The organism is Fibrobacter sp. UBA3718 (assembly GCF_002371935.1).
GTDB lineage: Bacteria > Fibrobacterota > Fibrobacteria > Fibrobacterales > Fibrobacteraceae > Fibrobacter.
Genome location: NZ_DFHR01000013.1, coordinates 33546 through 59687, shown reverse-complemented (window position 1 = coordinate 59687; position 26142 = coordinate 33546). Strand labels below are relative to the sequence as shown.

Annotated in this window: 16 protein-coding genes; 6 read left to right on the top strand and 10 right to left on the bottom strand. The window is 55.7% G+C overall.

Annotation, left to right across the window (positions count from 1 at the left end; translation table 11 throughout):
• Positions 1–226 precede the first annotated feature (226 nt).
• From gltB to B4A77_RS03465, 3 genes are read left to right on the top strand one after another with little or no spacing between them, the layout of a single operon-like run.
• Complete coding sequence (gltB, locus tag B4A77_RS03475) at positions 227–4651, top strand: glutamate synthase large subunit (protein WP_290738356.1); 4425 nt, start codon at positions 227–229, stop codon at positions 4649–4651.
• A gap of 15 nt (positions 4652–4666) precedes the next feature.
• The gene (locus tag B4A77_RS03470) at positions 4667–6031 is read left to right on the top strand and encodes a glutamate synthase subunit beta (RefSeq protein ID WP_290738353.1); all 1365 of its coding nucleotides are present in this window, start codon (positions 4667–4669) and stop codon (positions 6029–6031) included.
• Positions 6032–6071: 40 nt separating this feature from the next.
• The gene (locus B4A77_RS03465; RefSeq protein WP_290738350.1) at positions 6072–8123 is read left to right on the top strand and encodes an NAD(+) synthase; all 2052 of its coding nucleotides are present in this window, start codon (positions 6072–6074) and stop codon (positions 8121–8123) included.
• Between the two features lie 84 nt (positions 8124–8207).
• On the opposite strand, the gene B4A77_RS03460 is transcribed toward B4A77_RS03465, so the two are convergent.
• The gene (locus B4A77_RS03460; RefSeq protein WP_290728102.1) at positions 8208–9602 is read right to left on the bottom strand and encodes a cellulase family glycosylhydrolase; all 1395 of its coding nucleotides are present in this window, start codon (positions 9600–9602) and stop codon (positions 8208–8210) included.
• Positions 9603–10117: 515 nt separating this feature from the next.
• Here B4A77_RS03460 and B4A77_RS03455 point away from each other — a divergent pair.
• A complete protein-coding gene (locus tag B4A77_RS03455; protein WP_290728100.1) occupies positions 10118–10897 on the top strand; it encodes a GGDEF domain-containing protein in 780 nt (259 codons plus the stop codon).
• A gap of 1 nt (position 10898) precedes the next feature.
• Positions 10899–12044 (top strand): GGDEF domain-containing protein, encoded by a 1146-nt coding sequence (locus tag B4A77_RS03450; RefSeq protein WP_290738347.1) that lies wholly within the window; start codon positions 10899–10901, stop codon positions 12042–12044.
• 76 nt (positions 12045–12120) lie between these two features.
• Here B4A77_RS03450 and thiC read toward each other — a convergent pair whose 3' ends face one another.
• The 4 genes from thiC to B4A77_RS03430 all read right to left on the bottom strand — a co-directional run bounded on the left by thiC (position 12121) and on the right by B4A77_RS03430 (position 17704).
• Positions 12121–13809: a phosphomethylpyrimidine synthase ThiC gene (gene thiC / locus B4A77_RS03445; RefSeq protein ID WP_290728096.1), complete on the bottom strand. Its 1689-nt coding sequence runs from the start codon at positions 13807–13809 to the stop codon at positions 12121–12123.
• A 37-nt stretch (positions 13810–13846) separates the two neighbouring features.
• A complete protein-coding gene (ilvD, locus tag B4A77_RS03440) occupies positions 13847–15706 on the bottom strand; it encodes a dihydroxy-acid dehydratase (RefSeq protein WP_290738344.1) in 1860 nt (619 codons plus the stop codon).
• 117 nt (positions 15707–15823) lie between these two features.
• Positions 15824–17419, bottom strand: a complete 1596-nt coding sequence (locus B4A77_RS03435) for a glycosyl hydrolase family 5 (protein ID WP_290738341.1) — start codon at positions 17417–17419, stop codon at positions 15824–15826.
• 90 nt (positions 17420–17509) lie between these two features.
• Positions 17510–17704, bottom strand: a complete 195-nt coding sequence (locus B4A77_RS03430; RefSeq protein ID WP_290727334.1) for a hypothetical protein — start codon at positions 17702–17704, stop codon at positions 17510–17512.
• Between B4A77_RS03430 and B4A77_RS03425 the strand changes: the two genes are divergently transcribed.
• On the top strand, positions 17633–18178 hold the full coding sequence (locus tag B4A77_RS03425; protein WP_290734827.1) for a DUF5662 family protein: 546 nt from the start codon (positions 17633–17635) through the stop codon (positions 18176–18178). The two genes, B4A77_RS03430 and B4A77_RS03425, sit on opposite strands and share 72 nt — an antisense overlap.
• Here B4A77_RS03425 and B4A77_RS03420 read toward each other — a convergent pair.
• From B4A77_RS03420 to hisS, 5 genes are read right to left on the bottom strand one after another with little or no spacing between them, the layout of a single operon-like run.
• Positions 18175–19515, bottom strand: a complete 1341-nt coding sequence (locus B4A77_RS03420) for a THUMP domain-containing class I SAM-dependent RNA methyltransferase (RefSeq protein ID WP_290738338.1) — start codon at positions 19513–19515, stop codon at positions 18175–18177. The genes B4A77_RS03425 and B4A77_RS03420 overlap by 4 nt on opposite strands.
• A 28-nt stretch (positions 19516–19543) precedes the next feature.
• Positions 19544–21394, bottom strand: coding sequence for an MBOAT family O-acyltransferase (locus B4A77_RS03415; RefSeq protein WP_290729667.1), 1851 nt, complete (start codon positions 21392–21394; stop codon positions 19544–19546).
• Positions 21395–21403: 9 nt separating this feature from the next.
• On the bottom strand, positions 21404–23140 hold the full coding sequence (locus B4A77_RS03410; RefSeq protein WP_290738334.1) for a GDSL-type esterase/lipase family protein: 1737 nt from the start codon (positions 23138–23140) through the stop codon (positions 21404–21406).
• On the bottom strand, positions 23140–24768 hold the full coding sequence (locus B4A77_RS03405) for a hypothetical protein (protein WP_290729673.1): 1629 nt from the start codon (positions 24766–24768) through the stop codon (positions 23140–23142). The genes B4A77_RS03410 and B4A77_RS03405 overlap by 1 nt, the downstream gene beginning before the upstream one ends.
• Positions 24769–26082, bottom strand: coding sequence for a histidine--tRNA ligase (hisS, locus tag B4A77_RS03400; protein ID WP_290729676.1), 1314 nt, complete (start codon positions 26080–26082; stop codon positions 24769–24771). It lies immediately after the preceding gene.
• Between the last annotated feature and the right edge of the window lie 60 nt (positions 26083–26142).

Sequence of the window (26142 nt, the reverse complement as noted above, 5' to 3'; positions counted from 1 at the left end):
CTTGTTTATTACGGAAATTGTAATAAACGCTATTTCTTTTACGTTTTTTGAAATTGAAAATTTGACTGAATTATAGAATTTGGTTTCTATTTTACATTTTATTTCCGCTTTTTCAATAATTGGCGGGTTGTACCGAGATTTGGCACGGTTTTTGCAAAGTCCTTTCGCAAAAAAAGGAAAAATGCGCGAATTTGAGAATGATTCGCAAATTTAGGAAAGGACGAGTATGAACGCTCAAGCATTATACGACCCGATGAATGAACACGACGCCTGCGGTGTCGGCCTGGTCGCCAATATTAATAATGTTGCCTCGCACCAGATTGTGCTGCAGGGCATTACTGTTTTGAAGAGGCTCATGCACCGCGGTGCAGCAGGTGGAGACCCGGAAACCGGCGACGGTGCGGGTCTCTTGCTTTCGATGCCCCACAAGTTTTTCCGCAAGGTGAACCCGGAATTGCCTGCCCGATACGGCGTGGCGATGTTCTTTGTGGAGAATACGCTTGCGGCGGATGCCTTTGACGCGAAAATCAAGGAGATTGCCGCTGCCGAGGGCATGCCGGTGTTGAACTTCCGCGAGGTGCCGGTGAATCCCGAAAAGATTGGCCGCACTGCCCGCGAGACTTTGCCGCATATCCGCCAGGTGTTCTTCGACGGATCCGCTTTCGAATCCGACAGTGCATTCGATATTAAGTTGTATGTTGCCCGCCGCCTGATGGAAAAGGCCTGCAAGGGCTTGTATGTTTGCAGCTGCAGCCGTCGTAGCATTGTCTATAAGGGCCTGCTTCTGGCAAGCCAGATTGAGGGCTTCTACAAGGACCTGAACGATCTCGATTTCGAGAGCCCGATTGCGCTTGTTCACCAGCGCTACTCCACGAACACGTTCCCCACATGGCCCTTGGCGCACCCGTTCCGCTACCTCGCTCACAACGGTGAAATCAACACCCTGCGCGGAAACCTCAACAGCCTGCGCGCCCGCGAGCCGCACCTGAAGAGCGAGATTATCGGCGACGACCTGCAGAAACTCTTGTCGCTCGTTCCGGCGGGGCAGAGTGACTCGGCCAGCCTTGACAACATGTTTGAGCTCCTCGTCGCTGCGGGTCGTAGCCTTCCGCATGCGATGATGATGCTCATGCCTCAGGCCTGGGGCAAGAAACATTACCTGGGTCGCGATGTGCGTGGGTTCTTCGAATATGAATCCATGCTTATGGAACCGTGGGATGGCCCTGCTGCCGTGGCGTTCAGCGATGGCGTAAACGCGGGTGCAATCCTTGACCGCAACGGCCTTCGTCCGGCACGTTACACTCTGTGTAAAGACGGTCTTTTCGTGATGGCCTCCGAGACGGGCGTGCTCGATTTGCGCGACGACGAGGTGGAAGAAAAGGGCCGCCTCAAGCCTGGCGAAATCATTTATCTGGATTTGGAAAATCACCGCATCTTGAAGAATGCGGAGATGAAGGCGCAGGTGGCACGCGCCAAGCCTTACCGTCGCTGGGTTGCCGAGAACAAGATGAGCGTTCGCGGGCTCTTCAGCGAAATCAACCCGTCCGACGTTCCCGACGACATTCTGGTGCAGCAGAAGCGCTTTGGCTATTCTGCCGAAGACCTCTCCATCATTTTGCAGCCCATGGCGAAGAACGGTGCCGAGCCGATTGGCTCCATGGGTAACGATGCCGCACTGGCTGTACTTTCGGACAAGCCACAACCGCTGTTCAACTACTTCAAGCAACTGTTCGCTCAGGTGACTAACCCGCCGATTGACCCGATTCGCGAAGAGCTGGTGATGAGCCTTACGACATACATCGGGAACCACGGCAACATTCTGGAAGAAACTCCGGAACAGGCGCACCTTATCAAGATTCCGCGTCCGATCGTGACCGAAGATGAAATCCGCCGCTTTGAAAATATCGGCGACAAGGCGTTCAAGGCGAAAGTGCTCAAGATGCAGTTCCCGCTGGGCGGTGACGGTTCCGTGCTGGAAGCGGCGCTCCAGAACCTCGCCGGCGATGCCGTGCGCGCCGTGCAGGACAACTACGATATCATCGTGCTTTCGGATAAAAACATCGACTGGGGCTACGTGCCTATACCCTCGCTCCTCGCGACGGCTTGCGTGAACCGTGCCCTGGTGGAAGCGGGTGTTCGCCCCGAAATCGGCCTGATTGTGCAGAGCGGCGAAGTCCGCGAAGTGATGCACTTTGCGTTGCTGCTCGGTTACGGTGCGACGGTCATCAACCCGTATCTCGCCTTCGAGAGCATCACCAATATGTGCCACAACGGCGACCTGGATGTGGACCCGGTAACGGCTGCCGCAAATTATGTAAAGGCTGTGGATAAGGGCCTGCTCAAGATTATGAGCAAGATGGGTATCTCCACGCTCCGCAGCTACCGCAGCGCCCAGATTTTTGAAGCCGTGGGCTTGAATCACGAGCTCATCGAGAAGTTCCTGCCGGGTACCGCAAGCCGTATCGAAGGTATCGGCCTGGAAGAAATTGCCCGCGAAGTGGGCGAGCGTCAGAAGATTGCATTTGCCGATGCAAGCAAGGTTCTGCAGTCGGGCGGCCAGTATGCATTCCGCAAGGAAGGCGAGAAGCACCTGTGGACTCCGCAGTCGCTTGCCGCATTCCGCCAGGCGGTGCAGGGAGGCGATTACGAGAAGTTCAAGGTCTACAGCAAGCTGATTAATGACCAGTCTGAACGTCAGGCGACTTTGCGCGGACTATTCAAGTTCAAGAAGGCGACCCCGATTGACATTAGCGAAGTCGAATCTCGCGAATCGATTATCCATCACTTTGTGGCGGGCGCCATGAGCCTTGGCTCCTTGAGCCCGGAAGCCCACGAGACGATTGCGATTGCCATGAACCGCATCGGTGCCATGAGCAACTGCGGTGAAGGTGGTGAAGACCCTGACCGCGATACTCCGGCCGCTAACGGTGATATCCGCAGTTCTGCAATTCGTCAGGTTGCCTCGGGCCGCTTTGGCGTAACCATCGATTATCTGCGTCATGCAAAGGATTTGCAAATCAAGATGGCCCAGGGCGCAAAGCCCGGTGAAGGTGGCCAGTTGCCGGCTCACAAGGTGAACGAGTTCGTGGCGCGTATCCGTCACTCCATCCCGAACGTGTCGCTGATTTCTCCGCCGCCGCACCATGATATTTACTCCATCGAGGACTTGGCGCAGTTGATTTACGACCTGCGCAACGCCAACCCGAAAGCCCGAGTTTCCGTGAAACTCGTGTCCGAAGTGGGCGTGGGTACCATTGCTGCGGGTGTCGCGAAGGCTCATGCCGACGTGGTACTGATTTCCGGTCACGATGGCGGTACGGGCGCATCTCCGCTCACTTCCATCAAGCATGCGGGCCTCCCGTGGGAACTCGGTATTGCCGAAGCGGAACAGACGCTGGTACTCAACGATTTGCGCGGACGCATCAAGCTTCAGGTGGATGGCCAGCTCAAGACGGGTCGCGACGTGGTGGTGGCCGCTCTCCTCGGAGCCGAAGAATTCGGTTTTGCGACAAACCTTCTGGTAAGTCTCGGTTGCGTGATGGATCGCAAGTGCCATACGAACCAGTGCCCGATGGGTATCGCCACGCAGGATGCGGACTACCGCAAGCGCTTTGCAGGCAAGCCCGAATACGTGGAAAACTTCCTCTTCTTCATTGCCGACGAAGTCCGCGAGATTCTCGCAAGCCTTGGCCTGCGCTCGTTGGCAGAAGCCTGCGGCCGCAGCGACCTCCTGGAACGCGACGAGGCGATTGCCTTCTACAAGGCTCACAACCTTGACTTCTCCAAGATTTTCGAGACCGTTAATGGCGGCATCAAGTCCTTCGACAAGAACTTCGTGAAGGAACCGCTTGAAAACTTTGACCGTCGTGAACTCCTGCCGTTCGTGGCAGACACGCTCAAGAGCGGCAAGGCCGTGGAACTCTGCACGGTGGTGCACAACGTCGACCGTACGGTGGGTACGGAACTTTCCGGCGAGGTGGACGAACACTTCGGCGTGAAGGGACTCCCCGAAGATACTATCAAGGTTCACCTTCAGGGTGTCGCGGGCCAAAGCTTCGGCGCCTTCCTCGCTCCGGGTATTACGCTCGACCTCGAAGGCGAAGCGAACGACTTTATGGGCAAGGGCCTCTCGGGTGGTAAGATTATCGTGCGTCCGCCTAGCAACGCAAGCTTCAAGGCCGAAGACAACGTGATTGCGGGTAACGTCATCGGTTATGGTGGAACTTCGGGCAAGATCTTTATCAACGGTCTTGCTGGCGAACGCTTCGGTATCCGTAACTCGGGTATGCTCCTGGTGAGTGAAGGCGTGGGCGACCACGGCTGTGAATACATGACGGGCGGTCGCGTTGTAGTGCTTGGCCGCGTGGGCGTGAACTTCGCCGCCGGTATGACGGGTGGCTTTGCCTACGTGTACGACGAAACGGGCCACTTTGACCTGAGCTGCAACGTGGATTCTGCCGACCTCGAAAGCGTGCTCCCCGGTACCGAGAGCGAAAGCGAATTGCTTGATATCATCAACCAGCACGTTCAGGCGACGGGTAGCGAGAAGGGCAAGCGCATTCTCGAGAACTGGAATAGCGAACGTCCGAAGTTCGTGAAGATATTCCCAGTGGATTACAGGAACGCTCTTTTGAAGGCCCAAAAGGCATAGGGATTTGAGGTTAATATGCAGGAAATCAACCGAATTGCAGACATCTACCGCCCTGTCGAAGAGCGTGTCAAGGACAACAACGAAGTCGAGCGCAAGCTCACCTCGATAGAGGTCATCAATCAGGCGGGCCGCTGCCACACATGCGGAATCCCGTTCTGCCATGGTGCGGGTTGCCCCCTCGGTAACCTCGTCCCCGAATTCAATGCGGCTGTTGCCGTGGGGAATGCGGAACGCGCTTACGATATCATCAGCAAGACGGCGTTCTTCCCGGAGTTCACGGGCCGCGTTTGCCCGGCGCTCTGCGAATCCGCCTGTACCGGCAACGTACATAACGACCCGGTGATGGTGCGCCAGATCGAGAAATTCATCATCGAGACCGCCTTTGAGGAAGGTCGCGTGGTGTTGCCGACGGCTGAGCCCAACGGAAAGTCTGCCGCCGTCATCGGCTCCGGTCCTTCGGGACTGTTTGCTGCCGAAGCCTTGCGCCGCAAGGGCTATGCCGTCACGGTTTTCGAGAAGCAAGCGAAGGCGGGTGGCCTTCTGCGCTACGGTATCCCGAACTGGAAACTGGACAAGTCCATTATCGACCGCCGCATCGCCTTGCTCGAAGCCGCCGGAATTAAGTTTGTCTACAATACCGAAATAGGGAAGGACATTGCCGCGGAATACATCCACAAGAATTATGACGAGATGTTTCTCGCGATTGGAACGCCGAATGCGCGTGACCTGAAAATCCCGGGCCGCGAAGCCGAGGGAATCTTCCTGGCCCTCGACTTCTTGCACGGAGCCGAAAAGCCGGGCGAAGCAAATCCCGAAAAGTTCAGCGCCAAGGGCCGCAAGGTCCTGGTGATTGGCGGTGGCGATACGGGTAACGACTGCGTGGGCAAGGCCATCCGTGAAGGGTGCGAAAGCGTGCTCCAGGTGGAATTCATGCCCAAGCCCCCCGAGGAACGTTCTCCGTCTACGCCATGGCCCGATTGGCCGTACATGCTGCGCACCAGCTATGCCCAGCATGAAGGCGGTGAGCGCCGTTGGAATGTTTCTTCCAAGCAGTTCATCGTGAAGGACGGTCGCGTGGCTGGCGTGGAAGCGGTTCGCGTGGAATGGGAAATGTCCCCGCAGGGTCGCCCGCTCAAGCCGAACGAGGTCCCGAATTCTACCGAAGTCATCGATACCGACCTGGTGGTGCTCGCCATGGGATTCACCGGCGTGCCTGCCGAAGGCATCGTGAACGACCTGGGCCTGCAACTCACCCCGCGTACGGCGATTATCGCAGATCCTGCCCGACACATCCATGCGGTGGGCGACTGTGCGAATGGCGCCTCCCTCGTGGTGCGTGCTATGGCCGACGCGAAGGTGAAAGTCGCGGCGCTGAAGTAATGGTTTACAGCTTGTCGTAATATAAACTGCGCGCAAAATTATGTTTGGATTTTACCGGTTCGCATGTGTTTCTCCGGTGTTGAAGGTGGCCGATACCGCCTGCAATACCGAAGAAATTATCAGGAGCGCGAAAATTGCTGCCTTTAACGGGGCGGCTTTTGTCGTTTTCCCGGAACTTTGCATTACGGGCTATACTTGCGGCGACTTGTTCCACCAGGAACTGCTTTTGCAGAACAGCACCCGCGCGTTGGTGCGGATTGCGGACGCCTTAAAAGAAAGCGGCGCCGTGATAGCGGTTGGCCTGCCTTTGCGCTTATTCGGAAGGCTGTATAACTGCGCCGCCTTTGTACAGCACGGGCGCGTTGTGGCGATTACGCCCAAGATTCACTTGCCGAACCAGCGCGAGTTCTACGAGAAACGGCATTTTTCGAGCGGGCGCGATTTGTTGCGCGGGGCATGTGGCGCTTCGGCAGGGAGTGCCGCGGGCGCTGTGACGTGCTTTATAGAAGGCGCAGGCGAAGTACCTATCACGAATTTCATCACCGTGAGCGGCCGCGCATCTGGCGGTCTGAATTGTACATCTAATAATCCGAATTGCGCATCTTGTAGCGATGGTTCCGAGGTCCGCGTGGGCGTGGAACTTTGCGAAGACTTGTGGACGCCGGCGCCACCCAGCGGGGAACTTGCTCTTGCGGGCGCGAACGTTATCGTGAATCTCTCTGCAAGCGATGCGCTGGTAGGCAAGCGCGACTACCGCAGGAACTTGGTGATGAACCAGTCGGCGCGTTGCATGGCGGCCTACGTGTACGCCTCCGCCGGAGTGCACGAATCTACGACGGACATGGTCTTCAGTGGCCATCTGATGATTGCAGAAAATGGGAGCATGCTCGCCGAAAGCAAGCCGTTCTCGCGGGAAACCGAAATCGTGTATGCCGAAGTGGACGTGGAACGACTGAATATGCAGCGCCTGAGCGAAGGCTCGTTCCAGGATTTTGACAGCCGTGCCATTATTGCGCGGGCGGCGACACTTGACTGCCTGCGTGGTTGCGATACGCTCCAGTACCGCTATGTTTCGCCGACGCCTTTTGTTCCCGGCTCACCTGAAACCCGCGATACATCTTGCATCGAGATTTTCAACATACAGTGTGCGGGGCTTGCCAAGCGCCTGGAGGCGACCCGAAGCAAGCGTGCGGTAATTGGCCTGAGTGGCGGCCTCGATTCTACGCTGGCGCTTCTTGTGGTTGCGGAAACGTTCATGCTGTTGAACCGTCCTGCCTGCGAGATTCTTGCGCTCACGATGCCCGGATTCGGGACAACGAATCGCACCAGGAACAATGCAGTTGAACTTGCGAAACTCCTGGGCGTGGAACTCCGCAGCGTCGATATCCGGAAGGCATGCCTCCAGCATTTTGCCGACATCGGGCACGACCCGCAAAAGCTCGACGTGACTTACGAGAACGTGCAGGCCCGCGAACGCACGCAGATTCTGATGGATATCGCGAACAGCGAAGGCGGAATTGTTATCGGCACGGGAGACCTCTCCGAAATTGCGCTCGGGTGGAGTACCTACAACGCCGATCACATGTCCATGTATGCGGTGAACTGCGATATTCCCAAGACGCTGGTGCGCCACATTGTGCGCTGGTATGCCGACCGCGCAATTCACAACCCGAGCGAAACCGGTGTGCATCTTGAAACCCGCGAAAAAGGCGCAGAACTTGCCGCAGTCCTCCGCGACATCCTCGATACGCCCGTCTCTCCGGAACTCTTGCCCGCCGATTCAAACGGCCAGATTGCTCAAAAGACGGAGAGCATTCTCGGTGCGTACGAACTGCACGACTTTTTCCTTTACCACTTTGCGAAATACGGAGCCTCTCCCGAAAAGCTCCGCTACCTCGCAAAATACGCATTCGCAAACAGACATTCTGACGAAGAAATCGACAAGGCTCTCGCCGTCTTTATCCGGCGCTTCTTTACGCAACAATTCAAGCGCAGCTGCATTCCCGACGGCCCGAAGGTCGGTACCATCTCGCTATCGCCCCGCGCCGACTGGCGCATGCCCAGCGACGCGAGCGCTTCTGACTGGCTTTAATACGGTGCTTCTTGCTTAAAAAGCATGGAAAATCCCGGAGGCCGTAGCCTCCGGGACTTCTCTCTCTTTGGTGTAAACAATGTCTTAGCGGACCTGGAAACGGACCTGCTTCATGTTTGCGCCCTGGCGTACACGCACCAGGTAGGTTCCTGCCGGGAGCGTCTCGAGGGCAATCCCGTTGATACCCGATGCGAGCAGCATCTTCTTCTGCAGGCGGGAATTGCCGAGGATGTCGAATACGTCGATGCTCGTCTCGCCGCTGGCGGTCGACTGAAGCATGAGCGTGCGGTTTACGACGGACACGTTGAAGCGGTCGCTGTTCATGTCGAACGAGATGGCCGAAACGGAGGAAGAGCTTTCGGGAACATTGGCCTTGCAGGCGGTGTAGCTTGTGGGGTTGGAGGCAAGGTAGCCCTTGACCATATTGCCGGAAGTGGTGTACTGGAGCGAGTTTTTGGAGGAAGAACCTTCAAAGGCGGCGGTTCCTTCGCTTACTTTTGAAGCACTCCAGTTTGCCCACGAAAGCTGGTTCCCGTCCATCCAGTTTTGCCAGCTTGTATTGCGGCTCTGGTCCGGGTTGCCACCGCCGTCGGCATTGGCGGTACCCCATTCCGAAACGAATACGGAAAGACCGGCATCGATTGCCTGCTGTGCGTTGGCGCCTTCGCAAGGAGTGTTCCAGGACGTCTGCCCGCTCCAGCAGTGGGAATTGGCGTAATAGTGGAAGGTGTAGGCGATGTTTTCGCCGGAGACGGTGTTGCCGATGGCCTCCTGCGGATTCTGGTCGTACTGCCTGTTGCCCACGAGAATCAGGTTGTCGGAATACTGACGGATAACGGGCACAATCTTTTCGGCGTAAGACTTAATCGTGCTCCAGGAAATGTCCTTGGGCTCGTTGAAAAGTTCAAAGATGACGTGGTCGTACTTGCCCCACTTCTGGGCCATTTCGGTAAAGAACTTGGTGGCGTTGCTCACCTCTTCGTTGGCCTGGTGCGAATGCCAGTCGATAATGACGTAGATGTCGTTTTCGATAGCGGCTTGCACGACGGTGTTCATGATGTTCGTCTGGAATTCGGGGTTGCTTGCGTAGCCGGTGATGTGCTTCGACTTGTCATCGCCGCAGCTTTCCGTGCCGTCGAGACAGCCCCACCAGTCGTCGCTGGTCGTTCCCATGGCGGCGCGCACAATCTGGATGTTCATGTCGCGAACCATGGTGGATATGCCTTCGGGAGTCCAAAATTCGGTCGCCTTGGGAACCATGCTCCAGTAAAGGCTCATGCCGCGTACCTGCACTTCCGCTCCGTCCTTCACGCCATCACAGCTGCCGTAGATACGGCCCTTGCCCTGCGCGTTCTTGCCGGTGACGAGCTGACCGTACTGGCTTACAGGCCCCACGCGGGTAGGGGTGATTGTTTGCGCGAAGGCCGCTGCGCTAAGGGCAGAGACCAGGGCGAGGGATGTGAAAATAGAATGCGACATGCAAACCTCCATACATTGTCTATAATATATCTGCATTTGCAGAATTTGGGCCAAAAAAACCAAAAAAAGGTGTTTACGCAAGAAAACGAGTGATTTTCCGCATATTTCTCAAAAAAAGATGTTTTTTTTAATAAAAACTTTTTATTATTAAAATGTTATTTGGGTCTGTGATGACTTTTTACGTGACGATAAATGTCCTCTGCTCCATCATAATCGTAATCATGATTGTTATGATGAAGTTTGGGGTTATGCATGAGACTGAGCAGAAGATATTCTTCAATCTCTGCGTCCAATGCCTTTTGTTCTTTTTCCTGGATGTTTTCTGGGTCCTGCTGGACGGTGCTGGTTTTGCTGGGGCTAGAACGTTAAACCTGTGCGTGAATGCGGCCTATTTTTCACAGCTAGGAATATTGTGTTTCTTTTGGAGTCGGTATTCCTTCTTCCTTGCCGAGTATAGGATTCGTTCGACCGATCTGCGCATCCTTTATTGTTCTCCACTGTTTATCAATGTTGCGATGTCTGTCGCCTCTATTTGGACGGGCTGGTTTTTCAATGTCGATGCGGATGGGCGCTACCATCGCGGCGACATCCTCTTTATCAATGTCCTGCTGGTATTCCTCTACCTCCTGACATCGTTCTTTGTGGCCTTTTTCATGGTTAAGCGCAAGAAGAACGTGGTAAAGAAAAACCGCCTTTATGCAGTGTCTGCGCTCGGCGTCATCCCTTTTTTGACCGAAATCCTTCAAATACAGCTTCCTGGTCTCTCCATCATTTGTGCGGGAACGACGATTGGCCTTATTGTGGTCTTTGTCGAAATCCAGAAGGAGATGATTTCCATCGATCCTCTTACGAAGCTTAATAACCGTAACCAGGCGAGCCTCTATTTGGATGCCCGTTTCAAACAGACGGTGCCCGGCAAGCGGCTTTACCAGTTCGTGATGGACCTTGACAAGTTTAAGCAGATTAACGACCATTATGGCCACATAGAAGGTGACCGGGCCCTTTTGGCGGTTGCCAATGTCCTTAAAGAAGTTTGCGGCCCGAGGGGGCATTTTATATCGAGATTTGGCGGTGACGAATTTGTCGTTTTCGCGAATCTTTCTACGGACACGGCGGCGAAGGCACTTTGCGAAACTATTTCGGCAAGGCTTGCCGAGGAGTCTAGTGGATTCCCCTTTAAGTTGTCGATGAGTTTTGGTTTTGCTTTCCGGAATGCGGGCGAAAGCGAGCAGGAACTGTTTGCCAGGGCGGATTCTGCCCTCTACGAAGCCAAGACGGCGAGGGAGGCCGGCTAGTATGTACCTGATGGGTTATGCCGAAATCATCCTCTTCTGCATCGCGGTTGTGCTGGTGATGCTCCTGGCGCTTCGATCCAGCATGAGCCGATTGGCAAACCGGAATATTCTCTCGCGCCTTTTTTTGCTGGTAATCTTTTCTCTCGTCCTGAATCTTGTAACGAAATGCCTTGCCGGAACCGATTTCCGGTGGAGCAATGCTTTGAATTCGATACTCAGCTGCGTCTACCTGGTATCCTGCCTCTGGGTGATTTTCATGAGCTGGAGGTTCGTTGGATACACGATGGAACTGGACTTTTGGAACAATCGTCGAAAGCTTCTTCTGTATGCAATTCCGAGTTTTGTTGGGTCCGCCTTCTCGATTGTTAGCATCTGGACAGGATGGGTATTCTACATCGGGAATGGGACTATCTATACGCGCGGCCCGCTGTTCGTTGTTTATGTCATTTGTTGTTACCTGTACTTGGTGTGGATGAGCCTCGTTGCGGGGCGTCGCATCTTCATGAAACGCTATTACGCAGACAGGTTGCTCTATTTGTCCCTTTCGTCCTTTGGGGCGTTCCCGATAATCGGGGTGCTGGTGCAGGTCCTCTATCCCGACATTCCGGGGGCGGCATCAGCCATGGTGCTTTCCATGCTTCTTGCGTTCCTTACGACGCAGTCGCGCATGATTTCTACGGATCCGCTAACAAAGCTCAACAACAGGAGCCAGCTGAATGCGTTCCTGGATGCTAAGCTCAGACAGCCAACTTCGGACAAGGGACTCTACTTCTTTGTGCTGGACATTGACAATTTCAAGTCGATCAACGACAATTTTGGTCACATGGAAGGTGACCGAGCTCTTAATTTAGTTGCAAAAATTTTGAAAAAGACGTGCGGCCCGAAGGGGTGCTTCATCTCCCGTTTTGGTGGCGATGAGTTTAACCTCGTGGCTACGCTCGGTGGTCGCGAAACTCCGGCAGATATCTATGCCCCGATTCGAGAGGCGCTTGCCTTGGAATCTGAATCTCTGCCCTACAATCTTTCGATGAGCATCGGTTATGCCGAATGCCTCGGCAATGGCGAGATGCTTCCCGACCTTTTCGCCCGAGCCGACGAGATGCTTTACGCCGAGAAGAAGGCGAAGAAGCAAAAGAAGGAAGAGTAGGCTTTCTTGCGAATAAATAAAACCCTTTGACGGATGTCTAAGGGTTTTGGGTAAAAGGGTGAAGTGTCCCGGGTGTCTAAACGTCGCCCACTTCGCCGGTCTTGACGAAATTCCGCACGGCGCGCGTGATGCGCATACTGCAGAAGTTCGGCCCGCACATGCTGCAGAAGTGGCTTGCCTTCGCCTGGCTGCCGGGGAGCGTCTTGTCGTGGAATTCCATCGCCTTCTCGGGGTCGAGCGATAGCGCGAACTGGTCGTTCCAGCGGAAGTCGAAGCGGGCGCGCGAAAGGGCGTCGTCGCGGAACTGTGCTGCGAAATGGCCCTTTGCAAGGTCGGCCGCATGGGCGGCGAGCTTGTAGGTGACCACACCTGCGCGCACGTCGTCGCGGTCGGGGAGTCCGAGGTGTTCCTTGGGCGTCACGTAGCAGAGCATGGCGGTGCCGTACCAGCCGATTTGTGCCGCGCCGATGGCCGACGTGATGTGGTCGTAACCGGGGGCGATGTCGGTGGTGAGGGGGCCGAGCGTGTAGAACGGGGCTCCGTGGCACTTTTCGAGCTGGCGCGCCATGTTGTCCTGAATCTTGTGCATGGGCACGTGGCCCGGGCCTTCGATAATCACCTGCACGCCGTATTCCCAGGCAATCTTCGTGAGCTCGCCGAGCGTGTCCAGTTCTCCGAACTGGGCCGCGTCGTTGGCATCGGCGAGGCTTCCCGGACGCAGACCATCGCCCAAAGAAACGGCAACGTCGTAAGCGGCGAGAATCTCGCAGATTTCGCGGAAGTGCGTGTACAAGAAGTTCTGCTGGTGGTGGCGCATCTGCCAGAGGGCAAGGATGGAACCGCCGCGGCTCACGATACCCGTGGTTCGCTTGGCGGTAAGCGGAATGTGTTCCAGCAACAGGCCCGCGTGAATCGTGAAGTAGTCCACGCCCTGTTCCGCCTGCTCAATGAGCGTGTCGCGGTACAGTTCCCACGTGAGTTCTTCGGCCTTGCCGTTCACCTTCTCGAGCGCCTGGTAAATAGGCACCGTTCCGATAGGTACGGGGCTATTGCGGATAATCCATTCGCGTGTTTCGTGGATGTGCTTTCCGGTGGAAAGATCCATCACGGTGTCGGCGCCCCAGCGCACGGACCAGGCCATCTTTTCGACTTCTTCTTCAATAGAAGAGGTGATGGCGGAGTTGCCGATGTTGCTGTTGATTTTCGTGAGGAAGCGGTTGCCGATAATCATCGGTTCGCATTCCGGGTGGTTGATGTTCCCCGGCAGAATCGCACGGCCCGCGGCGATTTCGTCGCGCACGAATTCCGGCGTAATGGGGGAGCCTTCAATCTTGATTTTACCCTGGGCCATGAGCTCGTCAAGGCGCTGGTTTTCGCGGATGGCCACGTATTCCATTTCCTTGGTGACGATTCCCTTGCGGGCGTAGTCCAGCTGCGTTAAGTGGTGGCCCGCTTTGGCACGGAGCGGGTGGTGTTCCGCGTTAAAGCGCAGGTGGTCGAGTTCGTGGTTTGCACGGCGGGCGCGTCCATAAGCAGACGTCATGTCGTCTAGCTGTTCGGCGTCGCCACGTTCCATAATCCACGATTCGCGGAAACGTTCGATGCCCTTCGTCACGTCGAGCTTGGCGTCTACATCGCTGTAAGGGCCACTCGTGTCGTACACGGGAACCACCGGCGTTTCGGGGTCCTCGGTCAAAATTTCGCGCATTCCCACGCGGATGTCCGGGTACATTTTTCCCGGAACATACACCTTGCGGGAATTCATAAAAGGTTTAAGGAGAGAATCCATTACTTTCCTTTTCTTACTTAACTCCAATCAGAGACAGGTCGCGCACAGCACCCTTGTCAGCAGACGATGCCATGGCGGCGTATGCCTGCAGAGCCTTGGACACAACGCGGTCGCGGTGTTCCGGCTGCCATGCCTTGGCGCCGCGGGCTTCCATTTCCTTGCGGCGTTCGGCCAGTTCTTCGTCGGTGAGCTGCACGTTGATGCTGCGGTTCGGGATGTCGATTTCGATGACGTCGCCCGTGTGCACGAGGCCGATGTTACCCTTGTTGGCGGCTTCCGGAGAAGCGTGGCCGATGGAGAGGCCGCTCGTACCGCCGGAGAAGCGTCCGTCGGTGAGGAGGGCGCAGGACTTGCCGAGGTGACGGCTCTTGAGGTAAGAGGTCGGGTAAAGCATTTCCTGCATGCCGGGGCCACCCTTCGGGCCTTCGTAGCGGATGACGACCACGTCGCCCGCCTTCACCACGTTCGGGTCGAGAATGCCCTTCACGGCATCTTCCTGGCTTTCGAACACCACGGCGGGGCCGGTGAACTTGAAGATGGATTCGTCGACGCCGGCGGTCTTCACGATGCAGCCGTCCACGGCGAGGTTACCGTACAGAACAGCGAGGCCGCCGTCCTTGGTGTAGGCATGTTCGCCATCGCGGATAGCGCCCGTGGCGCGGTCGAGGTCGTGGTCGGGGTACATGAAATTCTGGGAGAAAGCGACCAGGTTGTACTTGCGGCCCGGGCCGGCGAGGTAGCGCTGCTTGGCTTCGGCGGTCGGGTTACGCTTGAGGTCGTTCACTTCGAGGGCTTCGCCCATGGTAGCGGCGTGAACGGTCTTTGCATTCTTGTGGATGAGGCCCATGCGGTCGAGTTCACCGAGAATGCCCATGATGCCACCGGCGCGGTTCACGTTTTCCACGTGGATGTTGTGGACGGTCGGGGCGACCTTGCAGATGCACGGCGTGTTGCGGGAGAGGCGGTCGATGTCCTTCATGGTGAAGTCCACGCCAGCTTCCTGGGCCACGGCGAGTAAGTGAAGCACGGTGTTGGAGGAGCCGCCCATGGCGATGTCGAGGCGCATGGCGTTTTCGAAAGCGTCCTTCGTGGCGATGCTACGCGGGAGGATGCTGTCGTCGTTCAAATCGTAATACTGGTGGCAGAGTTCCACGATGCGCTTACCGGCGGCTTCGAACAGCTTCTTGCGTTCGGCGTGGGTAGCGACGATGGTGCCGTTGCCGGGCAAGCTGAGGCCCAGGGCTTCGGTCAGGGAGTTCATGGAGTTCGCGGTGAACATGCCGGAGCAGGAACCGCAAGTGGGGCACGAGTTCGCTTCGATGGCGGCCACGTCTTCGTCGCTGATGGTGTTGTCGGCGGAATCGATCATGGCGTCAATCAGGTCGAGGGCGCGGTCCTTGCCGTCCTTCGTGGTCACGTGGCCGGCTTCCATCGGGCCGCCCGAGACGAAGATTGCCGGAATGTTGAGGCGCATGGCGGCCATGAGCATGCCCGGAGTCACCTTGTCGCAGTTGGAGATGCACACGAGGGCGTCGGCGCGGTGGGCGTTTGCCATGTATTCGGTGGAGTCGGCGATGAGGTCGCGGCTCGGGAGGCTGTAGAGCATGCCGTCGTGGCCCATGGCGATACCGTCATCGACTGCGATGGTGTTCATTTCCTTCGCGACACCGCCGGCGGCTTCAATCGCGCGGGCGACCACCTGGCCCAAGTCCTTCAGGTGAACGTGGCCCGGAACAAACTGGGTATAGCTGTTCACCACGCAAATCACCGGCTTGCCAAAGTCTTCCACCTTGGTTCCTGTTGCGTGCCACAGGGCGCGTGCACCGGCCATTTCACGGCCTTCCATAGTCTTGAGCGAACGAAGTTTCGGCATAATATGATCCTTTTGTATTTTGCGGGTTTCATTATCCCGCGACCATTATAAAATATGCATAAATATAAAAAAAGACACCCGATGGGCGGGTGTCTCAGAGGTAAAAACGTTAATAGATTAGAACCTATTCTTCAATTCCTGCGGACATTCAACTTCCCTGTAATTGTGGAGCGGGTTACCTGCAGCTTCCATCCAGTTGGCCATGAACAGGCAGCCTTCCTTGGCTTCAGGATCGTTTGCGAACGAAGAGTTGCACTTGTTGGTAAGGCAGCTCTTGTAGGTGGATGCCTTGTAGCCCGAAGATTCTTCGCATTCTGTCAAAAGTCCACCGTATTGGGCGCCCTGGGAACCCCATCCCATTTTCTGGGAGCAGCCGTTAAAGATTCCGTAGCCGCCGCCCGGGATCATCACGTCGAACTGGCCGCCGGCCACGTCGTAGCCAACGTTGTTAGACATGACGATAAGGTGCTTACCCTTGAGTTTCGAGTGGTTGTCCGTGGCGTATTTGCCCTGGCCAGTAAAGGCGAGATCGAAGCATTTGCCGCAGTTGCTCTCGCCACCCGGGGTGGCTGCAAAGGCGAATGCCAAGGTGTCGTTAATGACAACGGGGAACTGGCTTCTACAAATGCCTGCATCGCCACCGTCACACATGCTTCTTGCCGATTTGTCGCTAATCTTGTTTCCCCTGGCGTCGCAGGTGCTTGCTGTTCCGCCATGTTCAGGCCATGCGCAGTGGGGCTTGCAGCAGTCCCAGTAGCGCGACGCGTAGCCGGAGCCGCTCTTTCCGCCATTTATATATTTGATTTGGTACGTGCCATTGTTGCCGCCCTGAGAGCTGCTCGAAGACTTCGCGCTGGAACTCGAGGATTTTGCACTGCTAGAGCTGGACTTTGCCGAAGAACTCGATTTGGCGCTGCTCGAAGACTTTGCGCTGGAGCTGGACTTCGGCTGCTGAGTCGAAACGCCCATATTCTTGCAATCCTTGCCGGTCGGATCCCAATAGCATGTAATAGTGCAGGACTTGTCGTAGGCGTACTGTTCGTCCTTGGGACCCTTGAGGCTAGCGTAGTGCTCGACGCACTTGTTGGAAACGGCGTCGAAGCATTGCTTTTCGCTGCACTGGCCGCTCGGGGTAGCAGCGGAGGAGGTCGGCTGCTGCTGTTGCTGGCTGGAGCTGGAGGATTTGGGCTGTTCCGGGTTGGTTGTCGCGGAAGAAACAGGATTAACCTGAGTCGCCGAGCTGGAAACGACAGGATTCTGTCCACCTTGGTTCGGATCCTGGCCCTGGTTCGGATCGGTTCCCTGATTTGGGTCGGTACCTTGGTTCGGGTCAGTGGTCGGAACAATGGGGTTGCCGGCAAGGTCGTAAATCGAGCCGTCGGGGTAGATAATGGTCTGTTCCGGGGTAATTACCGGGAGCTGAGAGAGGTCCGGGATAGTCGCAATGGTTGCTCCTGTGGCATCGATAACCTTACCTGATGCCGGGTCGTACGAGCCGACGGGGGATCCCGAAGCGGTCGACACGACAAACCCAGCCTCGGTGGGCGTAATGATGTAATTTTGGTCGCTGGAGAGAATCCAACTGGGGATTGTGACAGCAGCGAATTGATCTCCTCCTTGCGGGGTGGGAGTCGTAATCTGGTCGTCAGTGCAATTCCACGTGCACACCAAGGCGCATGCAACTAGCAGAGATTTGAAAAAAGGAGATTTCATTTTTTTACCTCATGTTTGCCCAAACATTCCCGCCAAAAATACATATATAAAGTGTAAAGAGATGTAAAAAAAAGATTAGCGTGACACATGTCAAATCAAAGTGTTCTCTAGGTGTTCCTGCGGGGTGAATTTTCCCATTTTTTTTACATTTTTTTGCTGAAAAAAGCTATTCTTTGCCCCGTGAGTTTTCATCCGTTTAGGCATTTTGTTACGATTACCAGGCACCGGCACGAGGTCATACGTCTGTGTTTCCAGGCGGGCATCGGTTTCCAGGGCTTGTTTCACGATCTGTCCAAATATAGCCCGACGGAATTCATTCCCGGTGCAAAATATTATACGGGTAACCAGTCGCCTAATAATGGCGAAAGGAATGACAAGGGCTACAGCCTCGCCTGGATGCATCACAAGGGTCGCAATAAGCACCATTTCGAGTTCTGGTACGACTACGAGATGGCGACCAAGAAGATTGTGCCGATGGACATGCCCGACCGCTACATCAAGGAAATGTTTTGCGACCGTGTGGCGGCTTCCAAGACCTACAACAGGGCTGCCTACACGCAGGAATCCCCGTTGCTCTACCTGACGCGCAGTTCCGCTCACGAGAAAATGACCAGAAAGACCTATCGCAAGTTGCTCTATCTGCTGCAGATGCTTGCGGAGAAGGGCGAAAGGGAGACGCTTCGGTTTATGCGCCGGACGCAGGTGCTTCCGGAAGCGGATGTTGCCGAGCCACTTGGAACGGAACCCGCGAAACTTTAAATCCTTGCAATTATCGCATTCAGGGCGAAGCCGCCATGGCTTGTGGCGATGCTCTTGGCCTCGGTGTTCTTGTCGGGGTCTAGCGCAGGGCATTCGCGCAGCAGGTTTGCGGTGCAGGTGTATCTTGAACCCGGCCGTGTGTCGTCCTTGGGGGCAAGGATGGCGACGGTAAGCGCTTTGTTGAACGGGGCCAGGTCGCGGGCGAGCTCGGCGAGTCGGCGGCCGATGTGCGTGTAGAGTCTGGGAGCGTCAAAGTCGAGCCGTTTGCCGTAAGGCGGGTTCAGCAAGATGATAGGTTGCGACGGGCCCGGAGCTGCATCGGCGATTTCTGCGGCTGTGTAGCTGAAAAAGTCGCGGACTTGCGGGTCGATGGTCGGTGTTGTGCCGCTTGGAGCGACCGTTGCGAGCGGGCTGCATTCCACATTGTGGCGGATGATTTCGACGGCCTTTCCGGAGATGTCGCTAGTGACGATATTGACGAGCTGGCAGAGCCTGCTTGCAGGTGGCGCATGGCTTGTGATGAATTTCCACGTCGCTTCCTTGAATGCGGGCTGGTGCTTCAGGGCAAAATCGCGGCAGAGGCCCGGTATAAGGTCGTTTGCCTGGTAGGCGGCTTCGAGGCTGAACGTCCCGCTTCCGGCCATCGGGTCGATGAGCGTGATGGATAATGGATAATTGATGATGGATGATTGATGATGGATGATGTGGAGTGTGGAAATGGCTTCGAGAATCATTCCCGCGGCGATTGTCTCCTTGAGCGGGGCGTCGTTCACGAAGCGCTCGTGACCGCGTTTGTAAAGTTCTTCGCCCGCGAGGTCGAGCCATAGCGTGCAGCGGTCATCTACAAGCGAGACAAAGAGACTTTGCGGGGTGCTCGAGGCGGGGAGAATCTTGTCGAGTCGCTCTGCAACGGCATCGCTGTGGTACAGGCGCGAATGTTTGCAGGTGACGTGGATGTCGACGCGTGCCGGGCCCTTGTTGTCTAGGAAAAGCTCCCACGGAATTTCGTTGGCCTTCTTCTCGAGCTCGCGGAAGTTTTCTGCCTTGAAGTCGGCGATGTGCATCAGGATGCGGTTCGCGATGCGGCCGTAGGCCGCTATTTTCCAGGCTTCCACGAGTTTCGCGGTGAATTCGACCTTCCCGTCTCCGGCAATTTTTACGTCAAGTGAGTTTGCGTCCCGTGCCTCGACCCCTTCTTGTCCAATAAATCCCAGTTCATCAACAAACGTCTGCTCGAATCCAAGCGGGACAACGGCCAAAAAGCGGTGAGGTTTTCCGATAACCTGCCGCTTGAGCCTTTTTTCGAATGCGCGATTCTGTCGATCTAGTTCTTCCACGCCGCCACACCCGAATTTTTCGTCTAAACTAGAACTGGAAGTAGATGAACGGGCAGCTATCCGCGCTCATGAACTGGTAAATCAGGAAGATGATGAACGCTGTCGAAAGCACCATCAGGGGGATGGGCTGCGATGCGAACGCGATGCGGTAGCGGCTCTTCCACTTCTTGGGAACCCAGTGGATGAGCATGCCCGCGATAAACACGAGGATGATGTTGATGTGCTGCCAGGCGATGGTTCCGATTGTGTCCCACCTCCAGGCGGTACCCATCTGCTGCACCATGTTCTTCGCGGTGTTCCAGGCGACTTCGTTTGCTTCGGCGGGGTCAAGATTCGAGCCTGCGCGGAAGAAGAGTCGCGTGAAGGTGATGAACACGAAGGTGAGCGTCACGTTCCATGCCACATAGAGCCAGTGGTACGTCTTCTGGCTGAAGAGGCGGAAGATAAGCACGGAATAGATGCCGAAGAACAGCACGCCGAAATATACCGCGGTAATCGCGAAGATGGCGATGTGGTAGTTCTTGAAGATGATGGCGCTTGCCGCGAACAGGATGAATGCGGCGCTTGCACGGAAGGTGATGCTGCGCTTGCACCAGATTTTGTTGAACACCTGGCCAAATCCGTTGAGGCCGCCCCAGATGATGAAGTTCCAGCTGGCTCCGTGCCACCATCCACCCACGATTTGCGTGGCCATGGCGTTCATGTTGGTGGTGATGAACTTGCGGGAATCGGGCTTGAAGTACGCGTAAATAGAAATGTAGAGGAACAGTGCGACAAGGGCGATTGCGACCCACACGCTGCCCGAAAGCATGATGGCCACAAGGCTCAGGAAGCCCATCCAGAAGAAGGTGCCGAGAGTCGCGTTGCGGTTGCCGCCCAGCGGGATATACAGGTAATCGCGCCACCAGCTGGATAGGCTGATGTGCCAACGGCGCCAGAATTCTGTGGGGGAGAGCGCCTTGTAGGGGCTATTGAAGTTTTGCGGCAGGCGGAAACCCATCAGGAGGGCAACGCCGATGGCGATGTCGGTATAGCCCGAGAAGTCGGCGTACACCTGCAGGGAGTATGCGAAGAGCGCGATGAGGTTCTCGAGGCCCGTATAAAGTAACGGCTGATCGAACACGCGGTCCACGAAGTTTGTCGCGAGGTAGTCGCTCAGGATAATCTTCTTGCCGAGGCCGTTCAGAATCCAGAATACGGCGATGCCGAAGGTGCGACGCGGGAGAAAGTACGGCTTGTAGAGCTGCGGGACGAACTTGTCGGCGCGCACGATGGGGCCCGCGACGAGCTGCGGGAAGAACGAGAGGTAGAAACCGAAGTTGAGGATGTTCGTGACGGGCTTGATTTTACCGCGGTAGATGTCGATGCAGTAGCTCATCGCCTGGAACGTGAAGAACGAGATACCCACGGGTAGAATGATGGTATCGACGAGCGAGTGCGTGCCGAACATCTTGTTGCTTGCCGCCGCGAAGAAGTTGTAGACGTGCAACTCGATGCCGGTAAAGTCGCGGAGTGCGTCGAGGAAGAAGTAGGAATACTTGTAGTAGCAGAGAACGAGCAGGTCGATGATGACGACGATAATCATCAGGAACTTCTTTTTCCAATGCGCCTGCGCCTTCTCGATCCACTTGCCGATAAAGAAGTTCGCGACCACGCAGAAGAGGAGAATGCAAACGTAGCTGCCGCTTGTCTTGTAGTAGAAGAAGAGGCTTGTCGCAAACAGGAATGCGTTACGGAGCAGGAGTTTGCGGTGGACGAGCGAGAAGACGGCGAAAACGACCGCGAAGAAACCCCAGAAGTAGAACTGCGTAAAGAGTAGCGGGCTGTTCGGGTCGAAAGCAAACGTGCGTGTGAGATAGGGGATTATGTAATCGAGCATGTTGAATCGTTATTTCTGGGTAGAATCGGCCGGGGCTGCTGTAGTCGTGTCTGCTTGGACATTGGTTGTGTCTGGGATAGCCTTCGTGGTGTCGGCTTGAGCCTGCGTCGAATCGGTAGCCGGGACCTCGGGGACGATGGGCTCCAGTGCGGGAAGTTCGGCGATATGCTGCTGGTAGGCATCGATGAGAGCCTTGTAGAACATGTCGCCGAGCAGGTGGTATCCTGCCATCGTAAAGTGGACTTTATCTTTTTTGGCGAGACTTGCCTTTTCCCATTTAGCCATGGAACCCAGGCCGCCCATCAGCGAAAATTTGTCCCAAACGCCAGCTTGGTATTTTTCGGCGAGCTGGAAGAATGCCTTGCGGGCCTGTTCGCCAACCGGATGTTGCACGTAACGGCGACGGCGCACCTTGCGGTACATGTCGTTGTTGGTTTCGAATATGAATGCGACGTTCGGGTTCACGCGCTTGATGCGTTCAATGAGCGTTTCGTAGTTGTTGCGGAATGCCTTTTCATCGAATTTTTCGACATTCGCGTCATTGATGCCAATCGCAAAAATGACAAGGTCGGGCTTTAGGAATGAGAGCTCCTTTTCGAAAAGAGGGCAGACGTTCTCGAAATAATGCGGCAGGCGGGCGCCGTTGATTCCGACATTCGTGTAGATAATTCCCGGATAGTCGGATTCGGAGATGACGCCTGTCAACGTAAAACGCGGGCGCACCGCAGACATTGTTTTTGATAAAGTAATCAAAGAATCACATACGACAACCTGCATGGAATCGGCCTGCGTTTTCTTGGTCGAGTCGAGAATGTCCGCACAGGCGGCAAGCATGCTCTTCTGGGATTCTTCGCGTTCTAGACAGAGGGTGTCCATGATGTCGCAACCACCCTGGAACATGGAGTCTGCGGAGGCTTCGGCTGGTTCCTGGGCGACTTTTTTGTCGTTCTTGGCTGCGCTTGAATCGGTTGCCGTCGTATCGAGGTTCGCACGGAAAATGGAATCCTGAATAAGTGAATCGACGACGTATTGCGTGACGTTCGCTTGCATTGCCGAATCTGCCCAGCGGAAGGCGAAGTTCAATGTGTCGATAGGGCGGGGGCTCTTGAATACATAGCTCTGGGTGAGCGTGTCAAGTTCTCCGTAGATGTCTGTCGAGTCGACCACGAGGACCGGAACGACGTTGTTGCTGTCACTGTAGCCGAAGAGGCGGAATTTAGTTTCTGCGTAAATCGGAGCCGAGTTGTATTTGTCGAGCAACAGCGTGAATTCGGCACGGGGATCCGAGGTGCTGACTGCAATTCCGAGAAGTCCGAGCGGCTTTTTTACTTCACGGAGCACGTTCTTGCTCATGTCCCAGATGCCCTTGTACTGCGAACCGTAGCTCGAGGGCGTGTTTGTACGTGCTGCGGAATATGGGAAAATGAATCCACGTCCGGCAGAAGAACCAGGATATTCCTTGACGAGCCTATCGCGAATGCGACCGGAAATGACATCGGCTTGCAGATGCGATCCGCCAATGTGCATAATCTTGACTTTACCCCTGTTTTCGAATACGAGCGAGTCCATTTTTTTGAAGAATGTCTCGAATGCATCCTTTCCCTTGGGGAATTGGATGTAGTTCAAGGTAGAGTCGATAAAGTCGTATTTTGTGTATTCGATGGCGTATTTAGCGGGTGTCGAAACTGGCGGTGCTGCAAGGAGCGCTGTTGCGAATGCTGCGAGGAACAGAATAACCTGTTTCATTATTTGCCCTCCGCGGTCGATTCGACTTTTTCTTCGATCGAAGATGTGTCGGCTGGTTTTGCTGCAACGGCGGCTTCCTTTGCCTTGTCGAGGCTGTCTGCATAGCCTCGAATGTCCTTCAGCTTCGCATCGTCAATCTTGTGCTTGTCGCGGAACTTGAAGTAGTCGTAATGCATGCGCAGCGCGTTGCAGAAGAGTTCGCCCATGTAGGCAGCCCCCCTGCGGCTGAAGTGGATGTAGTCGGCGCCGGCGAGCGGGGGCGACTGCTTGACCCAGCTTCTCATGGAGCCTTCTCCGCCCATCACGCGGTACATGTCCCAGTAGGCGGCGCCATTCTCGAGAGCGACTTCGCGGAGGGTCGCAATGGTGAGGGCCAATCCGGGGTAACTCTTGATTTTCCCGTCTATCTGCTTGGCCATGTCGGCAGGGCCGATAAAGACGATGTCTGCATCGGGATTCGCCTTTTGGATGGCTTGAATTTGACGGGCGATGAGCTTCTTCGTGTAGTCGACATTGTTCTTGTTGAGGCTCGGAACAAGGTTTCCGCCGTATTCCATGATGATGAGACGTGCGTTCATGACCTTGTACGATTCGGCAAGGAGCTGTTGGTCCATCCTGTGGAAGATTGTTCCCGAGCTACCGCGCATGGCAACGTTGTCTACGGCGACACCATAGGGACCGTCTACGGAGATGGCGTAGATTTCGGCATTTCCGCCGAGGTAAATCTTCGCGTTCGATGTTGTGTCGGGGAGCTTCCAACTGAACACGCGGAGCTTTTCGTACTTATCGTCCGTGGGAGCCGGAGCATCTACGAATTTCTTCTTGCGTTTTTCCTTGTCGGTTCCTTCGTTCTCGACGACGGTTGTTTCGTAGGCGAGGCGCACCTTGAGGCTTCCGCGCTTGCTTGCGAGCACCTTGATGTTGGAGTAGCCGCCAACGTGTGGGAAATCATCCTTCTTGTTTTCGCGCTTCTTGATGCCGATGACAGCGCTGCCTTCGAGTTTGCTGACCTGGGCGAGCGGGCCGTAGCGGTTGTGGTCGGCGCGGTCTTCTTCGGGACCAAAAAGCAGGAAGCGGGTAAGGTCTCCGTTGTTCCAGACGCTTGTCGATTGCGATGGAATGTTCAGCACGGCAGGGAGCATGCCCGGACCGCCACCGCCGAATTCTGTTTGCAGTGCTTCGCGGATGGTGGCTGAAATACGGTCTTCTTCTAGCTGAGAATCGCCGTAGTGCATGATGTGAACCACGTTCGAATCGATTTTCGCAAGCTCAAGATGCAGGAAGAACCGATCAAACCACGTGGGGTCGTCGCCGGGAACGTCGAAGCGGGTGCGCCCGTTCTTGAAAAAGTCCTCGTAGAATTTCAGCGAGTCGGAAAACTCGGCAAATTCCTTCGCCTGCGTGGCGGCCATCATTTCTTCGATTGCCTTCTGCGGGTCGTTTTCGACGGCAGCTTCCGGATGGTCCTTCTTTTCGGAAGGGTCTTGCTTTTCGAAGATGTCCGTAAGGGCAGGGAACCGGAATGTTGTGTCGGCGATGGTTATCCCGCTTGCCGGGTAGAGCCACGCCATGAGGCCTAGCACGACGAACAGGCTTAAAATGCTGAGGAATGTTTTGAAAGGCGTCATTTATGCTTTTTTCGGTTCAATGTTCATCTTGCTGCGTTCGACAATCGCGTCGGGACTGCCCACGAGCATTTCGCCCACGCGCATGTCCTTGTACTCGAATTCGCCTGCGCCGGCCTTGGAACCGTCCACGTAGACGACAATCTTTGCGCCCTGGTAGTTCGCCTGGTCGAGCTGCTTGCCCATCTTCATGGGGGCGAGCGGGTGGCTTACGGAGCAGTTTCCGTACTTCGCGTCGCGGAACATCTGGGCGGTCTCGAAGACCTTCTTCATGTCATTCGTGAAACTTGCGATGTAGAAGTCCACGCTCTGCTTGGGGCTGGGGAGCAGGTTGTGCTCGGCGAGCAGGTCGGCCAAGACCACGTCGCCCATGCCGAATCCCACGCCCGGGATGCGTTCGCCGCCGAGCTTTTCGGTGAGGCTGTCGTAACGGCCACCGCCAGCGATAGCACGCATGGATTTGCCCTTGTCGAACACCTCGAACACGATGCCCGTGTAGTAGGCGAGGCCGCGCACGATACTGAGGTCGAGGTTCACGCATTCGCCGTAACCGGCTGCAGTCAGCGTGGCGAACAGGTCCTCGATTTCGGCGAGGGCGGCGGTCGCGTTTTCGCTATGCACCTTGGTCTTGACTTCTTCGATGCTCTTGCAGCTCATGAAGTCATCGAGCTTTTTCACCTGGTCCTCGGTGAGGCCCGCTTCGGCGAGTGCCTTGGCAAAGGCCTCGGGCCCGATTTTCAGGCGGCGGTCAAGCACCGGGTAAACGAGCGCCGGGTTCGGGGCGCCAATCTCTTCGAGGTAGGTGGCCAAAAGTTTGCGGCTCGAGACGCCAATCGCAAATTCGCCGTCCTTGAGGCCGAACTTGCGGAGCATCGTCGCGATGGATGCCATCAGGTCGGCTTCGGCGTAGATGCTCTCGGTACCGATGATGTCCATGTTCAGCTGGAAGAACTCGCGCAGGCGGCCCTTCTGCGCCTTTTCGTAACGGAACAGGCGCGGCATGCTGAACCACTTGAAGGGTTTCTTGAGTTCGCGGGCCTTCTGGATCACGAGGCGGGCGAGTGTCGGGGTCATTTCGGGGCGGAGCGCGATTTCGCGGTCGCCCTTGTCCTTGAAGTTGTAGAGCTGGCTTACGATTTCTTCGCCGGACTTGCCGGTGTAAAGCTCCAGATGCTCAAACATCGGGCCTTCATACTCTTCGTAGGCAAAACTTTCGGCGACTTGACGCCAGGTATCAAAAATGTAGTTCTGGATGCGTTGCGCTTCCGGGTAAAAATCGCGCGTGCCCTTGGGCAGCTGAGGGATAGAAATGCTCATAGTGTCACACAATTTAGAAATTTTTGCGCAATGTTTGCGTAAACGCGGTCAAGGATGTAT

Excerpts from the sequence above, each read along its gene's own strand:
- gltB (WP_290738356.1), top strand. The coding sequence starts at position 227 with ATGAACGCTCAAGCATTATACGACCCGATGAATGAACACGACGCCTGC.
- B4A77_RS03470 (WP_290738353.1), top strand. The coding sequence starts at position 4,667 with ATGCAGGAAATCAACCGAATTGCAGACATCTACCGCCCTGTCGAAGAG.
- B4A77_RS03465 (WP_290738350.1), top strand. The coding sequence starts at position 6,072 with ATGTTTGGATTTTACCGGTTCGCATGTGTTTCTCCGGTGTTGAAGGTG.
- B4A77_RS03460 (WP_290728102.1), bottom strand. The coding sequence starts at position 9,602 with ATGTCGCATTCTATTTTCACATCCCTCGCCCTGGTCTCTGCCCTTAGC.
- B4A77_RS03455 (WP_290728100.1), top strand. The coding sequence starts at position 10,118 with ATGTCTGTCGCCTCTATTTGGACGGGCTGGTTTTTCAATGTCGATGCG.
- B4A77_RS03450 (WP_290738347.1), top strand. The coding sequence starts at position 10,899 with ATGTACCTGATGGGTTATGCCGAAATCATCCTCTTCTGCATCGCGGTT.
- thiC (WP_290728096.1), bottom strand. The coding sequence starts at position 13,809 with ATGAATTCCCGCAAGGTGTATGTTCCGGGAAAAATGTACCCGGACATC.
- ilvD (WP_290738344.1), bottom strand. The coding sequence starts at position 15,706 with ATGCCGAAACTTCGTTCGCTCAAGACTATGGAAGGCCGTGAAATGGCC.
- B4A77_RS03435 (WP_290738341.1), bottom strand. The coding sequence starts at position 17,419 with ATGAAATCTCCTTTTTTCAAATCTCTGCTAGTTGCATGCGCCTTGGTG.
- B4A77_RS03415 (WP_290729667.1), bottom strand. The coding sequence starts at position 21,394 with ATGCTCGATTACATAATCCCCTATCTCACACGCACGTTTGCTTTCGAC.
- B4A77_RS03410 (WP_290738334.1), bottom strand. The coding sequence starts at position 23,140 with ATGAAACAGGTTATTCTGTTCCTCGCAGCATTCGCAACAGCGCTCCTT.
- B4A77_RS03405 (WP_290729673.1), bottom strand. The coding sequence starts at position 24,768 with ATGACGCCTTTCAAAACATTCCTCAGCATTTTAAGCCTGTTCGTCGTG.
- hisS (WP_290729676.1), bottom strand. The coding sequence starts at position 26,082 with ATGAGCATTTCTATCCCTCAGCTGCCCAAGGGCACGCGCGATTTTTAC.